Here is a 15,464-nt window from a genome sequence, read left to right as displayed (position 1 = left end):
CACCATGATCCAGATGCGTTCCATCCTCGATATTGCCGACAACACGGGCGCGCGCCGCGCGTCCATGATCGGCAAGATCGGCCACCCCTCCCGCTACGCCCACGTCGGTGATATCATCACCATCAACATCAAGGAGAGCAGCACCGACGCCACCGTCAAGAAGGGCGAGGTCGTCAAGGCCGTCATCGTCCGCACCAAGGCGGCCCTGCGCCGCCCGGACGGCAGCTACCTCCGTTTCGACTCCAACGCCGTCGTCATCATTGGCGAGGATGGCAACCCGAAGGGCACCCGCATCTTCGGACCTGTCGCCCGCGAGCTCCGCGCCAAGAACTACACCAAGATCATCTCGCTCGCCCCGGAGGTCCTCTAACATGGCCCAGAAATTCCACATCAAACGCAACGACCAGGTCGTTGTCATCGCCGGCGCCCACAAGGGCAAGTCGGGCAAGGTCCTCGAGGTCCGCGCCGCCAAGAACCGCGCCGTCGTCGAGGGCGTGGCCATGATCAAGCGCCACCTCAAGAAGTCCCAGGAAAACCCGCAGGGCAAGATCGCCGAGCGCGAGGGCACGGTCCACGTGTCCAACCTCATGCTCCAGTCCCGCTACGACCAGACCAAGCGCGCCAAGGTCGCCCCGGCCGCCGCCAAGGCCTAAGCACTCCTCACCAACCTAAAGCATCCGGGTCGGAAATCCGGTTCGCACCATGAGCAAACAACTCACCCCCCTCCAGAAATTCTACCACGAGACCGTCGCCCCGGCCTTGGTCACCTCGCGTGGCTACAAGAACAAGCACCAGGTCCCGAAGCTGACGAAGATCGTCCTCAACACCGGCATCGGCGCCGAGGCCGACAAGAACCAGATCGCCGACACCGCGCGCGACATCGGCCTCATCGCCGGCCAGAAGCCCGTGCTCAACCGCACCAAGCGCGCCATCGCCAACTTCAAGCTGAAGCCCAACCAGGTCACCGGCTGCCACGTCACCCTCCGCGGCGAGGCCATGTGGCACTTCCTGATGCGCCTGCTGGCCGTCGCCCTCCCGACCATCCGCGATTTCCGCGGCGTGCCCAACAAGCTCGACGGTCAGGGCAACTACACCATCGGCATCACCGACTTCACCATCTTCCCCGAGATCGTCGTCGAGAACAACAAGCGCTCCATGGGCCTGGACATCACCTTCGTGACCTCCGCCGAGACCGACGACGAGGCCCGCGAGCTCCTGAAGCTCCTCGGCATGCCCTTCCGTCGCACCGACCCGGTGCCCGCCACTCCCGCCAAGTCTTCCGCCGCCTAACTCCTTCCGACCATGCCGAAAACTTCCGCCATCGAACGTAACAAGAAGCGCATCCGCCTCGTCGAGAAGCACGCCGCCAAGCGCGCCGAGCTGAAGGCCATCCTCGCCAACCCGGCCACCACCGACGAGGAATTCTTCGCCGCCCAGAAGAAGCTCGCGAAGCTCCCCCGCAATTCCTCCAAGGTCCGCATCCGCAACCGCTGCTCGCTCAGCGGCCGCCCGCGCGGCTTCCACCGCCGCTTCGGCGTCTCCCGCATCACGCTCCGCGAGCTCGCGCTCGCCGGCAAGATCCCGGGCGTGACCAAGTCCTCCTGGTAATTTCCCTTTCCCGCCGGAAGTCGGATATGATCCGACGGGCAACCTCCACCACATCCAGCCATGACAGACCCGATCAGTGATTTCCTGACCCACCTTCGCAATGCGTCGAAGGCCGGTCTCGCCCAGTGCGTTTCCCCGCACTCGAAGCTCAAGGAGAGCCTCGCCCACATCCTCAAGAACGAGGGCTTCGTCCGTGACGTCGCCACCGGCGCCGACGAGCGCGGCCACAAGACCGTCATCGTTACGATGAAGTACGTGGACAGCGCCCCGGTCATCACCGGCATCAAGCGCACCTCCACCCCCGGCCGCCGCCTCTACTCCGGCTATTCCGAGATCCCCCGCGTCCTCAACGGCCTCGGTATCTCCATCATTTCCACCTCCAAGGGTCTCATGAAGGACCAGGACGCCCGCCGCCAGAAACTCGGCGGTGAACTCGTCTGCACCGTCTGGTAACCAGGACACCACCACCATGAGCAGAATCGGCAAACAACCCGTTCAGATTCCCGACAAGGTCAAGGTCGCCATCAACGGCACCACCGTGTCCGTCGAAGGCCCCAAGGGCAAGGTCTCCAAGACCTTCGCGCCCGTCGTCAAGATTGAGCAGAAGGACAAGGCCATCGTCGTCACCAAGACCGAGGACACCCGCTTTTCCAAGGCCATGTACGGCACGGTTCGCTCCGTGATCGCCGGCATGGTCAAGGGCGTGAGCGTCGGCTACCTCAAGGAGCTCGAGATCCAGGGCGTCGGCTTCAAGGCCGCGCTCAAGGGCGACAAGCTCGACCTGGCCCTCGGCTATTCCCATCCCATCCTCCACACCATCCCCGCGGGCATCAAGGTCACGGTCACCGACCAGACCAAGCTCAAGATCGAGGGCGTGGACAAGCAGCTCGTCGGTCAGGTGACTTCCGAGATCCGCGCCTACTACCCGCCGGAGCCCTACAAGGGCAAGGGTGTCCGTATCGTCGGCGAGCACGCCGAGCGCGTCCGTCGCAAGGAAGGCAAGACCGTCGCCTAACCGAGACCATAACCATGAAAACTGTTTACAAGGCCCAGCTCCTCCAGAAGCGCAAATGGCGCATCCGCAAGAAGGTGACCGGCACCGCCGTTCGCCCGCGCCTCAGCGTCAAGTTCTCCGGCAAGCACATCTACGCCCAGGCCGTCAACGACGACGCCGGCGCGACCCTCGTGTTCCTCTCCACCCTCGATCCCGAGGTGAAGAAGGGCGGCGCGAAGGGCAACGTCTCCGGCGCCAAGACGCTCGGTGTCGCCTTTGCCGCCAAGGCCAAGGCCGCCGGCATCACCGCCGTCGTCTTCGATCGCAACGGCCGCCTGTTCCACGGGCGCGTCAAAACCTTTGCCGACGCCGCGCGCGAAGGCGGTCTTCAATTCTAATCACCTCCCATGGCAAACAATAACAGGTCTTTTTCCGGCCCCGGCAATGATTCGGGCGAGCCCGGCATGTTCGAGAAGGTCGTCTTCATCAACCGCTGCGCCAAGGTCGTGAAGGGCGGTCGTCGCTTCAGCTTCTCCGCCCTGTCCGTCGTCGGCGACGGCAAGGGCAGCGTGGGCATCGGCTACGGCAAGGCCAACGAGGTCCCCGACGCCATCAAGAAGTCCACCGAGTCCGCCAAGAAGCGCATGGTCTCCGTGAAGCTCAAGGGCACCACCATCCCGCACGAGGTCCTCGGCGAGTTCGACGGCGGCAAGGTGTTCCTCCGCCCCGCCTCCAACGGTACCGGCCTCATCGCCGGCGGCGGCGTCCGCGCCGTCCTCGAGGCGGCCGGCGTCCACAACGTGCTCACGAAGTCGATGGGTTCCAAGAACCACATCGCCGTCGTGCACGCGACCCTCAACGGCCTGCGCAAGCTGCGCCTCGAGGAAGACTTCAAGGCGCTCCGCGCCTGATCATCCCCCTTATTATAAATCCGAGTCGTGCCCGCCTCCGCGGGCGCGGCGACCAAATTAGGAATCAAGAAAATGCGTCTCCACAATCTCGTTAACGTCAAGGGTGCGGTGCACCGTAAGAAGCGCGTCGGCTGCGGCGAAGGCAGCGGCCACGGCAAGACCTCCGGCAAGGGTGGCAAGGGCCAGACGGCCCGCTCCGGCGGCTCCATCCGCCCCGGCTTCGAAGGCGGCCAGATGCCCCTTTACCGCAAGCTCCCGCACCGCGGCTTCAACAACTACGAGTACCGCACCAGCTACGCCGTCGTGAACGTGGGCGACCTCGCCCGCCTCGACGCCAAGATCACCGAGGTGAACGCCGAGGTGCTCGCCACCGCCGGCCTCATCCGCCCGGGCGTCAAGCTGCTCAAGGTCCTCGGCGACGGCGAAATCAGCCGCGCGCTCAAGGTCACGGCCCACAAGTTCACCGGTTCCGCCAAGGCCAAGCTCGAGAAGGCCGGCGGCTCGGCGACCGTCGCCTAAGCAGGGCAGGGGGCCCCCGGGCCCGCCACCCGCAACCCTCCCCGTCTCCCTCCTCATGTTTTCCGCCTTCACGAACTCCATGAAGATCCCCGAGCTCCGCTCGCGGATCCTCTACACCCTGGGTCTGCTCTTCGTGGCTCGCGTCGGGGCTCACATCCCGCTGCCGGGCATCGACCCCGCGCCACTCACGCGGTTCTTCGCCGACCAGACGGCCGGCGGCGGCGGCGGCCTCGTGGGGCTCTACAACATGTTCACCGGCGGCGCGCTCGTGAAGGGCGCCGTCTGCGCCCTGGGCATCATGCCCTACATCAGCGCGTCCATCATCTTCCAGCTGATGACCGCCGTCGTGCCGGCTCTCAGCCGCCTCCAGCAGGAGGGCGATGTCGGCCGCCAGAAGCTCACGCAATACACCCGCTATGCGACGGTCCTCATCTGTCTCATCCAGGGCGTGCTGCTGATCATGGCGCTCGAGAATCCCGCGCGCCTCTTCCCCGGCTACGACATCAACACCTACGGCCAGATCGTCGTCGTCAGCAAATTCTGGTTCATGGTCCAGTCCACGATCTTCATGACCGCGGGCACCATGCTCCTCATGTGGCTCGGTGAGCAGATCACCCAGCGCGGCATCGGCAATGGTGTCTCCCTGCTCATCACCGTCGGCATCCTCCAGGACATCCCCGGCGCGGCCGTCGCCACCTACCAGCTGTTCTTCGCCCCCGTCGGCGTGGCCAAGCTCGGCGCCATCGAGGGCGTCATGATGCTCGCCCTGTTCATCATCGTCACGGTCGGCATCATTGCCGTCACCCAGGGCCAGCGCAAGATCCCGGTCCAGTACGCCAAGCGCGTCGTCGGCCAGAAGGTCTACGGCGGCCAGAGCTCCTTCCTGCCGCTCAAGGTCAACTACTCGGGCGTCATGCCCGTGATCTTCGCCAGCGCCATCCTCCTGTTCCCGCAGCAGATCATGTCGCAGGCCGGCGCGGCGTTTAACATCAAGTTCCTCGTCGAGTTCTCCAACGACCTGCTCCGCGGCCATCCGATCTACTACATCGGCATGACCCTCCTCATCCTGTTCTTCAGCTATTTCTGGGTCTCCGTCATGTTCAAGCCGATCCAGATCGCCGACGACCTGAAGAAGTACGGCGGCTACATCCCCGGCGTGCGTCCCGGTGAGCCGACGGCCGGCTTCCTCGACTTCATCATGACGCGCCTGACCCTCGCCGGCGCCATCTTCCTCACGATCATCGCCATCATCCCCGACCTGCTGCTGTTCGAACTGAAGGTGCCTTCCCGCATCGCCTACTTCTTCGGCGGCACCGGCATGCTGATCACCGTGGGCGTCATCCTCGACACGATGCGTCAGATCGAGACCTTCCTCCTCCAGCGCCACTACGACGGCTTCCTCAAAAAAGGTCGCATTCGCGGTCGCAGCGCCTCCGCCAGCGTCCAGCTGGGCGAAGCCGCCAGCGACAAGGCTGTGCTGCAAATTACTGCCTTTATGGTGGTTATGCTACTGATCGGTCTGGCCGCCTGGGCCTTCCGCCAGTGGGCTCTTTAATACTTTACTTCAGTGATAGGGGCTGAACACTCCAGCGCCTTTTCCGCTCTCGCCCCGGCGCGAGCGAAGTTCCTTCTCCTTGGTCCATCCGCCCCGCTTCCCGCGGGGCTGGTTCTCCCGGGTCGTTCTTTGAATCTTGAGCACGTCTCTCCTGCGTTACTTGTGCAACAGGAGATTTCGCGACGCACGCCCCTCGGCCAGCAGGCCGGGTCGGCGCTCTCGCACGGCTCCGCCGTGCCGGAACGGATCCATCTCGCGCTTCTGCGCAAATGGTTCTGGGCGCGCAAACCCGATGCGGGATTCCTTCTCGAAGGCTTCCCGGCTACGCTGCTCCAAGCGTTGGTGTTCGATGAATGGCTCGAGGCCCGCGATGAGACTCTCACCGCCTGCCTCGTCGCCCCCGCCGCCCCGGCGGACATCGTCACCCATTACCGCACCCAGGGTCTCCTCTGTGAGGCCCTCCACGCCGCCGCCTGATGATCCCGATCAAAAACTCGGACGCCATCAAGCGGATGCGTGAATCCTGTGCCATCGCCGCCACCGTTCTGGCGCGGCTGAAGGCCCAGGTTCGCCCCGGTATCACGACCTACGACTTGGATCAAATCGGCCGCGATCTCATCGCCTCGTTCGGCGCCCGCAGCGCCTGCCACGGCTACCAGTTGCATTCCCGACGTTATCCCGCCTACACCTGCCTCTCGGTCAATGAAGAGGTGGTCCACGGCATCGGCTCCCTGAAGCGCATCCTGCGCGACGGCGATGTCATCGCCCTGGACGTGGTCGTCGAATACGACGGCTACGTCGGCGACAACGCCACCACGGTCGCGGTCGGCGCCATCGCCCCCCGCACCGCCGAGCTGCTGGCCGCCACCGAGGAAGCCCTCGCCATCGGCATCCGGCAGGCCCAGGTCGGGAACCGCATCGGCGACATCTCCCACGCCATCCAGACCTTCGTCGAGGCCCGCGGCTTCGGCGTCGTCCGCGAGATGGTCGGCCACGGGGTCGGCCGCGAGATGCACGAGGAACCGCAGATCCCGAACTTCGGCCGGAAGAACTCCGGCGAGAAGATCAAGGCCGGCATGACCCTCGCCATCGAGCCCATGGTCAACCTCGGCAGCTACCGGGTCCGCACCCTCGCCGACGGCTGGACGGTCGTCACCGCCGACGGTTCGCCCTCCGCCCACTTCGAACACACCGTGCTCACCACTGATTCCGGCCCCGAGATCCTCACGATCCCGCGCGCCACCTGAACTTTTCCCTTTCCTCACTCTCAACAACTAACTCTCAACCACCAACACCATGCCTCGTCTCCTCGGCGTCGAACTCCCCGCCAAAAAGAAAATTGGATATTCCCTCCGGTATATCTACGGCATCGGCCCTGCCCGGGCTGATCTCATCATCGAGACCGCCGGTCTGGATGCCAACATGCGCGCCTCGGACCTCTCCGAGGAGCAGCTCAACAAGATTCTCCACATCATCACCGACAACAAGTGGGTGGTGGAGGGCGATCTCCGCCGTGACATCGCCAGCAACCTGAAGCGCCTCCAGGCCATCAATTGCTACCGCGGCATCCGTCACCGCCGCAGCCTGCCCGTCCGCGGCCAGCGCACCAGCACCAACGCCCGCACCCGCAAGGGCCCGCGCAAGACCGTCGGCGTCACGAAGGCCAAGGAAGTCTAATCTTAAAACCACACTTACATGTCCGAAGACAAATCCGCTCCCAAGAAGGAAAAGGTCAAGAAGGCCGCCCCCGCCGCTGAAGGCGCCGCCGCCGCTCCGGCCGCCGAGGCCAAGCCCGCCAAGGCCCCGAAGGCCCCCAAGGCCGCTGACGGCGAGGCCGTCGCGCCCGTCGCCGAGAAGCCCGTTGAACTCGTGGGCGGCGTGCCGAAGGCCGCCACCGCCGAGGATCTCCTCAAGGAAGAACTGGCGACCATCAAGGTCCGCAAGGCCAAGGGTTCCAAGAACATCACCTCCGGCATCGCGAACATCGCCGCGACGTTCAACAACACCATCGTCTCCATCACGGACGCGAAGGGCAACGTCATCTCCTGGTCGTCCGCCGGCAAGTGCAACTTCCGCGGCTCGCGCAAGTCCACCGCCTACGCCGCCCAGGTCGTGGCCCAGGACGCCGCCCGCAACGCCATGGCCCACGGCCTCAAGGAGGTTCAGATCCGCGTGAGCGGTCCCGGCCTCGGTCGTGACTCCGCCATCCGCGGTCTTCAGGCCATCGGCCTCGAGATCTCCTCCATCATCGACGTCACCCCGGTGCCCCACAACGGCTGCCGCCCCCGCAAGAAGCGTCGCGTCTGAGCCCGCCTCAGCCCTCCTCCCACCCATTTAAAATCTAGGATCCCACCATGGCTCGTTACACTGGACCCACCACCCGCATCAGTCGCCGCTTCGGCCAATACATCGTTGGCTCGGCCAAGGTGCTTGAGCGCCGCAATTTCCCGCCCGGCCAGCACGGCCCGAAATCGCGCCGCAAGCTCTCCGAGTACGCCGTCGGCCTCAACGAGAAGCAGAAGCTCCGCTTCATCTACGGCCTCCTCGAGCGCCAGTTCCGCCGCGTGTTCGCCATCGCCAAGCGCGAGCGCGGCGTCACCGGCGAGCGCTTCCTCCAGCTCCTCGAGACCCGTCTCGACAGCGTCGTCTACCTCCTGGGTTTCGCCAAGAGCCGCGCCGCCGCCCGCCAGCTGGTCAACCACGGCCACGTCCGCGTCAACGGCCGCAAGGTCGACATCTCGAGCTACAACGTCGTCCAGGGCGACGAGGTCGAGATCCGCGGTTCCAACTCCTCCCGCCAGCTCGCCACCCGCGCGATCGAAGAGAACCGCGCCCGCGTGGTCCCCGGCTGGCTCGTGCGCAACGATGAGGCCCTCAAGGGCACCATCACCCGCCTGCCCACCCGCGACGAGATGGAGCCCTCCATCAACGAGCAGCTCATCGTCGAGTACTATTCCCGCTTCTAAGCTGTTTGTGCCGGTCGCTTCATCCCACTTCTCCAACTCAAATCTCCCATCCCATGCCCAAGCGTCTCGGAAAATTCGAAATTCCCTCCAAGCTCACCAAGATCGAGGAGGGCGCCACGTCCACCTACGCCAAGTTCATCGCCGAGCCCTTTGAGGCCGGTTATGGCCACACCATTGGCAACTCCCTGCGCCGCATCCTCCTCAGCTCCATCGAGGGCAGCGCCATCAGCTCCATCAAGATCGAGGGCGTGAACCACGAGTTCCAGTCCGTCGACGGCGTGGTCGAGGATGTCACCGACATCGTCCTCAACCTCAAGAAGGTCCTCATCGTCTCCGAGAAGCGCGAGCCCGTGCGCCTGAGCCTCAAGGTGAACAAGGAAGGCCCGGTCACCGCCGCCGACATCCAGGCCGACGCCAACATCAAGATCGTCAACCCCGACCAGGTCATCTGCACCCTCGACAAGAAGCAGGCCTTCGAGGCCGAGATCGAGATCAAGACCGGCCGCGGCTACTGCCCCGGCGAGAACAACAAGAAGGAAGAGCAGGCCATCGGCGTCATCCCGATCGACTCCCTCTTCTCCCCGGTTCGCCTCGTCCGCTACGCGGTCGAGAACACCCGCGTGGGCCAGATCACCGACTACGACAAGCTCGTCCTCGAGGTCTGGACCGACGGCCGCATCACCCCGGACGACGCCCTCAAGCAGTCCGCCTCGATCCTCAAGCACCACCTCGACGTGTTCGACCGCGTCTCGCAGGAAGCCTACGAGTTCGAGAGCGTCGCCGCCGAGGTCTCCGAGGAGCAGAACAAGCTCCGCAAGCTCCTCAACATGTCGGTCAACGAGATCGAGCTGTCCGTCCGCGCGGCGAACTGCTTGAACAACGCGAACATCACCACGGTCGGCGAACTCGCCATGAAGACCGAGCAGGAGATGCTCAAGTACCGCAACTTCGGCAAGAAGTCCCTCAACGAGATCAAGGAAAAGCTCGAAGCCCTCGGCCTGTCCCTCGGCATGAAGTTCGACGAGCGCCTCCTCGACACGAAGAAGGAAGCCTAATCGGAAGTAGCGAGCATCGAGTAGCGGGTAGGGAGCATCACGCTCCGCCCGCTGTTCTTCTACTCGCTACCCGCTACTCACTACTCACTACTGAATCCAGGTCCTCGCGCCGTCCGCTGCCGCCCAACGCTGCGACCGGATTGCCGATCGGGGACCAAATCTAAAACAACACCATGCGTCACAATAAACACCACGCCTCCCTCGGCGTCACCCGCGAGCACCGCAAAGCGATGCTCTCCAACATGGGCGCCAGCCTCATCCGCCACGGTCGCATCCAGACCACGCTGACCAAGGCCAAGGCCCTCCGTCCCTTCATCGAGAAGGTCATCACCAAGGCCAAGAAGGCCGCGGCCGCCACCGAGAAGAAGGACGCCATCCACCTGCGCCGCATCGCCCTCACCGACATCCGCGACGAGGCGGCCGTCACCATTCTCTTCAACGAGAAGGTGAAGCAGTTCGAGAAGCGCACCGGCGGCTACACCCGCATCTACAAGCTCGGCCCGCAGCGCATCGGCGATGCCGCCGAGATGGCCCTGATCGAGTTCGTCGGTGCCGAGGACACGGGTTACTCCAAGTCCAAGGGCAAGAAGAAGGGCGCCAAGAAGGCCAAGCCGGCCGCCGCCGCTCCCGCCGCGGAAGCCGCTCCCGAGGCCCCGAAAGCCTGATGGTGGGTCGGACCCCGGTCCGACCTTCCCGGCCACTCTCCACGCGCCGACCTCCGGGTCGGCGCGTTTTTTATTTCCCCTTGGCGCCGGGCCGCCTTTGCCTGACCCTCCTCCTTCGCCTTCCCATGTCCCCTGGCTACACCCTCGACGTCATCCTTTACGGTCTCCTGGTGCTGGGCGGTTTCGGCTTTCTGTGGGTCTATTACGACCGCCGGGACCGCGCGTTTTACGACGCGGAACGCCGTAAGATCACCTTCCACTGCATCCGCTGCGACCACCTCTACACCGAGAAAAAGGGCGCCGACCCCGTTCCCTGCCCGAAGTGCGGCCACGTGAACACGCGGCTGAAGTTCTAGCTTCATAACTGTAGGGCGGGATCGCCGAATCCCGCCGGCTTGGGTAGGGTCGCCACAAGCGCCGACCCTACATCGGACCTGAAGGCGGGGTTCGGCGACCCCGCCCTACAGAAGATAAGGCCCTATCCCGCCTTTCGGATTGATTCGCCCGCGCCCCGCGCCCCATAACTTCGCATGGCACAGACCATCGCCGTTCTCGATTTTGGTTCGCAACTGACGCAAGTCATCGCCCGCCGCATCCGCGAGTGTCAGGTCTACTCGAAGATCTACCACTTCAGCACGCCGGCCGCCCAGCTCCGCGCGGATGGCGTCGTCGGCATCATCCTCTCGGGTGGCCCCCAGAGCGTCTACGCCAAGACCGCCCCGCACCCCGATCCCGAGATTTTCAAGCTCGGCGTGCCCGTCCTGGGCATCTGCTACGGCGTGCAGCTCATGGGCTACTTTCTCGGCGGCAAGGTCGCCCTCAGCCAGGCCCGGGAATACGGCCTCGGGCAGCTCACGATCAAGCGGCCGGGCAAGCTCTTCGCCGGCCTGCCGAAGAAGCTGCGCATCTGGAATTCCCACGGCGACAAGCTGACCAAGCTCCCGCCCGGCTTCACTGCCACCGCGGTCTCGGACAATTCGCCGTTCTCGGGCATCGAGGACCCGAAGCGCCGTTTCTACGGCATCCAGTTTCACCCCGAGGTTTTCCACACCGAGCGCGGCGTGGACATGATCCGCAACTTCCTCGTGAAGGTCTGCGGCGCGCAGCAGGATTGGACCACCAAGGATTTCATCGCCCACGCCGTGGCTGACATCCGCGCCAAGGTGGGGAAGGACCGCGTGCTCCTCGGCCTCTCCGGCGGCGTGGACTCCTCCGTGGCCGCCGCCCTCCTGCACAAGGCCATCGGCAAGCAGCTCACCTGCGTCTTCGTGGACAACGGCCTCCTCCGCAAGGACGAGCGCGAATACGTCGAGGCGCTGTATAAGCGGAATTTCAAGATCGACCTGCGAGTGGTGGATGCGTCGAAGCTGTTCCTCAAACGACTCAAGGGCGTCTCCGAGCCCGAGACCAAGCGGAAAATCATCGGCCGCACCTTCGTCGAGGTCTTCGAGAAATCCCTCCGCTCCATCGGCGGCGCCCAGTTCCTGGGGCAGGGGACGCTCTACCCGGATGTCATCGAGTCCGTCTCCATCCAGGGCAACCCCGCCTCGCTCATCAAGACCCACCATAACGTCGGCGGCCTGCCCGAGCGCATGAAGCTGAAGCTCATCGAGCCGCTTCGCGAGCTCTTCAAGGACGAGGTTCGCCAGGTTGGTGCCGCGCTCGGCCTGCCCCGCGAGGTCGTCTGGCGCCAGCCGTTCCCCGGCCCCGGCCTGGGCGTGCGCGTGATGGGCGACATCACCGCCGACAAGCTCGCGATCCTGCGCGAGGCCGACGCCGTCCTGCAGGACGAGATGATGAAGTCCGGCCACTACTGGAAGGTCTGGCAGTCCTTCGCCGTGTTCCTTCCGGTCAAGACCGTGGGCGTGTTCGGCGACGAGCGCACCTACGACTACGTGATCGCCCTCCGGATCGTGGAAAGCATCGACGCCATGACCGCCGACTGGGCGAAGATCCCGCACGACATCCTGCAGAAGATCTCCAGCCGCATCACCAACGAGGTCCGTGGGGTCAGCCGGGTCGTGCTCGATATCAGCTCCAAGCCCCCCGCGACCATCGAATGGGAGTAAATTGCCGTTGCGAACCCCGGCACCCGCCCCAAATTTGGCGGTCCTAACCCCCGTATGAACACCCGTCACCTCACCCTCCTGGCCGGCCTGCTCGCGTTTGCCACCGCCCCCCTGGGCGCGCAGACGGCGGATGCCTGGATTGCCAAGGCCCGGACCTTCCTGGGCGGTGACCAGGCCCTGAATGCCGTCAAAAGCGTGCATTTCACGGGCACGCTGGAGCTGGCCGACGGCAAGAAGCTGCCCACGGACATCATTTTTCAAAAACCCTACCAGCAGAAGATCACGGTCAGCGGTCCGCAGGTGATCGAGGCCACGGCCCTGGATGGCTACGATGCGTGGCAAAAGCGCACCAATCCCGCCAACCCGCTCCAATGGCAGGTCACCTTGCTGGACGCGACGCAGGTGAAACGGCTGCGGGCGAACACGCTCGAGAATCTCAGCTTTTACGCGATCCGGGACATGCCCGGTTGCGAGGTCGCGGTCACGGGTGAGTCGACGATCGACGGCCGGGCCTGCGTGCAGCTCACCTTCCGCCACGGCGCCGCCATCGTCTTCATCCGCTCCTTCGACAAGGCCACCGGCCAGCTCGTCAAGACCGAGACGGAGAACGGCGGCGAGATCCGCGAGGAAGGGGAGCTGTTCGTGAACGGCATCCGCTTTCCCCGGCGCGTGATCAACAAGGCGCCCAACGGCAGCGTGACCGCCATCGTTTTCGAGCAGGTGAAGGTCAACGAGGTCTTCGCCGCCGACACCTTCAGCGTCCCCTCGCTGCAGACCAACTGACCCGGACGGCCCGGCCCGGGCGTTACATTTCCTACCGGGACCAAGGGGGCGGGCTAATGATTGTCCCGCGGCGGTTTGAGCCGGCTGCTTTGCTTTGCAATGGGCCCGTTTTCTGCTCTGTTTTTACCACCCCCGTATGCCCAACGACGCCCAAATCAAACTAGACGGCAAGGAAATCAGCTACCCCATCATCACCGGCTCCGAAGGGGAGAAGGCCATCGACCTGCGCAAGCTCCGGGCCGACACCGGCTACATCGCCTACGACCAGGGCTACGGCAACACCGGCTCCTGCGAGAGCGCGATCACCTACCTCGACGGCGACAACGGCATCCTGCGCCACCGCGGTTACCCCATCGAGCAGCTGGCCGAGCAGTCCGATTTCGTCGAGACGGCCTACCTCATCATCTACGGCGAACTCCCCAACCAGAAGCAGCGCCTCAGCATTGGCCGGCTCCTGCGCCAGAACGCAGCCATCGACACCCAGATGCTGCGCATCTTCGAGGGTTTCCCGCGCGAGGCCCCGCCGATGGGCATGCTCACCTCCATCGTGAGCTCGATGGCGGCGTATTACCCGCACCTCGCCACCAATAATTTCGAGAAGGATCTCGCGAACTTCGACCTCACGGCCGCCATGGCCATCTCGAAGATCCGCACGATCGTCGCCGGCATCTACCGCTACCGCCACGGCCTGCCCTTCAACTACCCGAAGGACATCCCGTTCTGCGACAATTTCCTGCACCTGATGTTCTCGGAGCCGTATCAGGAATACGCCCTGATCCCCGAGGTCACCCGCGCGCTCAACCTCATCCTGCTGCTCCATGCCGACCACGAGCAGAACTGCAGCACGTCGACCGTCCGCATGGTCGGCTCCAGCGGCGCCAATCTCTTCACCTCGCTGGCCGCCGGTATCTGCGCGCTCTCCGGCCCGCTCCACGGCGGCGCCAACTCGGCCGTGATGCAGATGCTCCAGTCCATCCACGACGAGGGCGACGACGGCACGCGCTTCATCGCCGCCGCCAAGTCCGGCGCGAAGGGCAACCGCCTCATGGGCTTCGGCCACGCCGTCTACCGCAATTACGACCCCCGCGCCCGCATCATCGGCCACGCCTGCGATGTCGTGCTCAACAAGCTCGGCAAGACCGACCCGCTCCTCGACATCGCCAAGCGCCTCGAGCACTCGGCGCTGAACGACGAGTACTTCCTCGCCCGCAAGCTGTACCCCAACGTCGATTTCTACTCGGGCATCATCATGCGCGCGCTCGGCATCCCGACGGAGCTCTTCACCACCATGTTCGCCATCGGCCGTTCCCCCGGCTGGATCGCCAACTGGAAGGAAGTCGCCTCCAACCCGAAGGGCCGTATCTACCGTCCCCGCCAGGTCTACGTCGGCCCCGTCAAGCGCGACTACGTGCTGATCGGTAAACGCACCTGAGCGTCGAGCCGACGTTTTACTGTCGCAAGGGCGGGATCACTGATCCCGTCCTTTTTCTTTTGGCGGACCGATCTCCGCTGTTCGACCTTCCTTGTGTCTTCTGTAGGGGCGTGGCTTGACCACGACCTTCGTTCGTGGGCGGACTCAAGGTCCGCCCCTACGGTTTCGATCTAAATGGCAATTGCCCTACTTCTTTTCCGCCGGCTGGTGCAGAATCTCGTCGAGCGTGAGGCCGGTCAGCACCTGCAGGCCCTTAAACAGCCGCCAGAGGGCATAGATCATGACCGCCATGCTGGGCACCATGATCACGATGTAGCTCACCCAGGTCAGCCGGCCCAGCTGCTCGTTGAACAGCGGGGTCTCCGGCATGGCCGTGATGATGATCCGCGCCAGCACGAAGTTCAGCACCGCGCTCAGCGCGAAGGAGCCGGCCAGGAGCCAACTGGAGGTTTTGAGCAGTTCGCGAAAGGCGGGTCGCTGGTCACGGCGGTCGAGGGCCTCCTCCACCTTGGGCACGTTGATCACCTGGTCGTTGAACATCATGGTGCGGACGAGGGGCTTCTTGGTCCATTGCGACACCAGCACGGTCAGCCCGATGAGCGTCGGCACCGCCGCCTCCTTGACGGCAAACCAAAACGGGTCGAGCCGGAGCAGGCCCAGGCCGCCGGTCGCCAGCGTGCTGGTGAAGCCCAGTGCGGCGATGAAATTGAAATTCCGGCGCTTGATCAGGTCGTAGATCCCGTAAGCCAGGGGGAAGGCGAGGGCCACCAGCAGGGCGTTCCGGGCGCCCAGGCGGTCGCTCAGCTTCGACAGGATGATCGCCGGGGCCGCCACGGTGCAGGCGAGGTTCAGCAGCAGGTTTTCTTTGCGGGGCGGTGTGGCGGCGGGGGAGGGCATTTCGCTTTTG

At 64.5% G+C, this 15,464-nt stretch carries 22 protein-coding genes; 21 read left to right on the top strand and 1 reads right to left on the bottom strand.

The features are described from left to right. Window positions 1–4: 4 nt before the first annotated feature. The 21 genes from rplN (at window position 5) to Verru16B_RS02205 (ending at window position 14,557) form a co-directional block, all read left to right on the top strand. Window positions 5–370 carry a 50S ribosomal protein L14 gene (rplN, locus tag Verru16B_RS02305; RefSeq protein ID WP_069960774.1) on the top strand — a complete coding sequence of 122 codons (366 nt, stop codon included), beginning with the start codon at window positions 5–7 and terminating at the stop codon, window positions 368–370. Between the two features lies 1 nt (window position 371). Continuing rightward, window positions 372–653, top strand: a complete 282-nt coding sequence (gene rplX, locus Verru16B_RS02300; RefSeq protein WP_069960773.1) for a 50S ribosomal protein L24 — start codon at window positions 372–374, stop codon at window positions 651–653. A 49-nt stretch (window positions 654–702) separates the two neighbouring features. Beyond that, on the top strand, window positions 703–1,290 hold the full coding sequence (gene rplE / locus Verru16B_RS02295) for a 50S ribosomal protein L5 (protein ID WP_069960772.1): 588 nt from the start codon (window positions 703–705) through the stop codon (window positions 1,288–1,290). A gap of 12 nt (window positions 1,291–1,302) precedes the next feature. After that, a complete protein-coding gene (rpsN, locus tag Verru16B_RS02290) occupies window positions 1,303–1,608 on the top strand; it encodes a 30S ribosomal protein S14 (protein ID WP_069960771.1) in 306 nt (101 codons plus the stop codon). Between the two features lie 60 nt (window positions 1,609–1,668). Beyond that, window positions 1,669–2,061, top strand: a complete 393-nt coding sequence (gene rpsH / locus Verru16B_RS02285) for a 30S ribosomal protein S8 (RefSeq protein WP_069960770.1) — start codon at window positions 1,669–1,671, stop codon at window positions 2,059–2,061. 16 nt (window positions 2,062–2,077) lie between these two features. Next, the gene (rplF, locus tag Verru16B_RS02280; protein ID WP_069960769.1) at window positions 2,078–2,623 is read left to right on the top strand and encodes a 50S ribosomal protein L6; all 546 of its coding nucleotides are present in this window, start codon (window positions 2,078–2,080) and stop codon (window positions 2,621–2,623) included. Window positions 2,624–2,637: 14 nt separating this feature from the next. Then, a complete protein-coding gene (rplR, locus tag Verru16B_RS02275; RefSeq protein WP_069960768.1) occupies window positions 2,638–3,000 on the top strand; it encodes a 50S ribosomal protein L18 in 363 nt (120 codons plus the stop codon). Between the two features lie 66 nt (window positions 3,001–3,066). Further along, entirely contained in the window at window positions 3,067–3,513 is a 447-nt protein-coding gene (gene rpsE, locus Verru16B_RS02270; RefSeq protein WP_099093250.1) for a 30S ribosomal protein S5, read from the top strand. Between the two features lie 72 nt (window positions 3,514–3,585). Continuing rightward, window positions 3,586–4,032 (top strand): 50S ribosomal protein L15, encoded by a 447-nt coding sequence (gene rplO / locus Verru16B_RS02265; RefSeq protein ID WP_069960766.1) that lies wholly within the window; start codon window positions 3,586–3,588, stop codon window positions 4,030–4,032. Between the two features lie 55 nt (window positions 4,033–4,087). Next, window positions 4,088–5,587: a preprotein translocase subunit SecY gene (gene secY / locus Verru16B_RS02260; protein ID WP_069960765.1), complete on the top strand. Its 1,500-nt coding sequence runs from the start codon at window positions 4,088–4,090 to the stop codon at window positions 5,585–5,587. 12 nt (window positions 5,588–5,599) lie between these two features. Further along, window positions 5,600–6,064 carry a nucleoside monophosphate kinase gene (locus Verru16B_RS02255; RefSeq protein WP_257785152.1) on the top strand — a complete coding sequence of 155 codons (465 nt, stop codon included), beginning with the start codon at window positions 5,600–5,602 and terminating at the stop codon, window positions 6,062–6,064. Then, entirely contained in the window at window positions 6,064–6,834 is a 771-nt protein-coding gene (gene map, locus Verru16B_RS02250; RefSeq protein ID WP_069960764.1) for a type I methionyl aminopeptidase, read from the top strand. Before Verru16B_RS02255 ends, map begins: the two co-directional genes overlap by 1 nt. Before the next feature lie 49 nt (window positions 6,835–6,883). Further along, window positions 6,884–7,264 (top strand): 30S ribosomal protein S13, encoded by a 381-nt coding sequence (rpsM, locus tag Verru16B_RS02245; RefSeq protein WP_069960763.1) that lies wholly within the window; start codon window positions 6,884–6,886, stop codon window positions 7,262–7,264. Between the two features lie 18 nt (window positions 7,265–7,282). Then, on the top strand, window positions 7,283–7,894 hold the full coding sequence (gene rpsK, locus Verru16B_RS19215) for a 30S ribosomal protein S11 (protein ID WP_083270037.1): 612 nt from the start codon (window positions 7,283–7,285) through the stop codon (window positions 7,892–7,894). A 47-nt stretch (window positions 7,895–7,941) separates the two neighbouring features. Further along, complete coding sequence (rpsD, locus tag Verru16B_RS02235; protein WP_069960762.1) at window positions 7,942–8,553, top strand: 30S ribosomal protein S4; 612 nt, start codon at window positions 7,942–7,944, stop codon at window positions 8,551–8,553. A gap of 53 nt (window positions 8,554–8,606) precedes the next feature. Continuing rightward, window positions 8,607–9,608, top strand: coding sequence for a DNA-directed RNA polymerase subunit alpha (locus Verru16B_RS02230; protein ID WP_069960761.1), 1,002 nt, complete (start codon window positions 8,607–8,609; stop codon window positions 9,606–9,608). Window positions 9,609–9,781: 173 nt separating this feature from the next. After that, on the top strand, window positions 9,782–10,273 hold the full coding sequence (gene rplQ / locus Verru16B_RS02225; protein ID WP_069960760.1) for a 50S ribosomal protein L17: 492 nt from the start codon (window positions 9,782–9,784) through the stop codon (window positions 10,271–10,273). 125 nt (window positions 10,274–10,398) lie between these two features. Further along, window positions 10,399–10,629 carry an FmdB family zinc ribbon protein gene (locus tag Verru16B_RS02220; RefSeq protein ID WP_069960759.1) on the top strand — a complete coding sequence of 77 codons (231 nt, stop codon included), beginning with the start codon at window positions 10,399–10,401 and terminating at the stop codon, window positions 10,627–10,629. A 174-nt stretch (window positions 10,630–10,803) separates the two neighbouring features. Next, entirely contained in the window at window positions 10,804–12,342 is a 1,539-nt protein-coding gene (guaA, locus tag Verru16B_RS02215; RefSeq protein ID WP_069960758.1) for a glutamine-hydrolyzing GMP synthase, read from the top strand. 54 nt (window positions 12,343–12,396) lie between these two features. Beyond that, window positions 12,397–13,125 carry a LolA family protein gene (locus Verru16B_RS02210; RefSeq protein ID WP_069960757.1) on the top strand — a complete coding sequence of 243 codons (729 nt, stop codon included), beginning with the start codon at window positions 12,397–12,399 and terminating at the stop codon, window positions 13,123–13,125. 136 nt (window positions 13,126–13,261) lie between these two features. Beyond that, complete coding sequence (locus Verru16B_RS02205) at window positions 13,262–14,557, top strand: citrate synthase (RefSeq protein WP_069960756.1); 1,296 nt, start codon at window positions 13,262–13,264, stop codon at window positions 14,555–14,557. A 186-nt stretch (window positions 14,558–14,743) separates the two neighbouring features. Here Verru16B_RS02205 and Verru16B_RS02200 read toward each other — a convergent pair whose 3' ends face one another. Then, window positions 14,744–15,454, bottom strand: a complete 711-nt coding sequence (locus Verru16B_RS02200; protein WP_069963560.1) for a VC0807 family protein — start codon at window positions 15,452–15,454, stop codon at window positions 14,744–14,746. Window positions 15,455–15,464 lie beyond the last annotated feature (10 nt).

This window comes from Lacunisphaera limnophila (genome assembly GCF_001746835.1).
GTDB lineage: Bacteria > Verrucomicrobiota > Verrucomicrobiia > Opitutales > Opitutaceae > Lacunisphaera > Lacunisphaera limnophila.
This window is presented reverse-complemented; position numbering and strand designations above follow the sequence as displayed.

Excerpts from the sequence above, each read along its gene's own strand:
- secY (WP_069960765.1), top strand. The coding sequence starts at position 4,088 with ATGTTTTCCGCCTTCACGAACTCCATGAAGATCCCCGAGCTCCGCTCG.
- rpsN (WP_069960771.1), top strand. The coding sequence starts at position 1,303 with ATGCCGAAAACTTCCGCCATCGAACGTAACAAGAAGCGCATCCGCCTC.
- map (WP_069960764.1), top strand. The coding sequence starts at position 6,064 with ATGATCCCGATCAAAAACTCGGACGCCATCAAGCGGATGCGTGAATCC.
- rpsK (WP_083270037.1), top strand. The coding sequence starts at position 7,283 with ATGTCCGAAGACAAATCCGCTCCCAAGAAGGAAAAGGTCAAGAAGGCC.
- rpsE (WP_099093250.1), top strand. The coding sequence starts at position 3,067 with ATGTTCGAGAAGGTCGTCTTCATCAACCGCTGCGCCAAGGTCGTGAAG.
- Verru16B_RS02220 (WP_069960759.1), top strand. The coding sequence starts at position 10,399 with ATGTCCCCTGGCTACACCCTCGACGTCATCCTTTACGGTCTCCTGGTG.
- guaA (WP_069960758.1), top strand. The coding sequence starts at position 10,804 with ATGGCACAGACCATCGCCGTTCTCGATTTTGGTTCGCAACTGACGCAA.
- rplF (WP_069960769.1), top strand. The coding sequence starts at position 2,078 with ATGAGCAGAATCGGCAAACAACCCGTTCAGATTCCCGACAAGGTCAAG.
- rpsD (WP_069960762.1), top strand. The coding sequence starts at position 7,942 with ATGGCTCGTTACACTGGACCCACCACCCGCATCAGTCGCCGCTTCGGC.
- Verru16B_RS02205 (WP_069960756.1), top strand. The coding sequence starts at position 13,262 with ATGCCCAACGACGCCCAAATCAAACTAGACGGCAAGGAAATCAGCTAC.
- rplE (WP_069960772.1), top strand. The coding sequence starts at position 703 with ATGAGCAAACAACTCACCCCCCTCCAGAAATTCTACCACGAGACCGTC.
- Verru16B_RS02210 (WP_069960757.1), top strand. The coding sequence starts at position 12,397 with ATGAACACCCGTCACCTCACCCTCCTGGCCGGCCTGCTCGCGTTTGCC.
- rplQ (WP_069960760.1), top strand. The coding sequence starts at position 9,782 with ATGCGTCACAATAAACACCACGCCTCCCTCGGCGTCACCCGCGAGCAC.
- Verru16B_RS02200 (WP_069963560.1), bottom strand. The coding sequence starts at position 15,454 with ATGCCCTCCCCCGCCGCCACACCGCCCCGCAAAGAAAACCTGCTGCTG.
- rpsM (WP_069960763.1), top strand. The coding sequence starts at position 6,884 with ATGCCTCGTCTCCTCGGCGTCGAACTCCCCGCCAAAAAGAAAATTGGA.
- Verru16B_RS02230 (WP_069960761.1), top strand. The coding sequence starts at position 8,607 with ATGCCCAAGCGTCTCGGAAAATTCGAAATTCCCTCCAAGCTCACCAAG.
- rplN (WP_069960774.1), top strand. The coding sequence starts at position 5 with ATGATCCAGATGCGTTCCATCCTCGATATTGCCGACAACACGGGCGCG.
- rplX (WP_069960773.1), top strand. The coding sequence starts at position 372 with ATGGCCCAGAAATTCCACATCAAACGCAACGACCAGGTCGTTGTCATC.
- rplO (WP_069960766.1), top strand. The coding sequence starts at position 3,586 with ATGCGTCTCCACAATCTCGTTAACGTCAAGGGTGCGGTGCACCGTAAG.
- rplR (WP_069960768.1), top strand. The coding sequence starts at position 2,638 with ATGAAAACTGTTTACAAGGCCCAGCTCCTCCAGAAGCGCAAATGGCGC.
- rpsH (WP_069960770.1), top strand. The coding sequence starts at position 1,669 with ATGACAGACCCGATCAGTGATTTCCTGACCCACCTTCGCAATGCGTCG.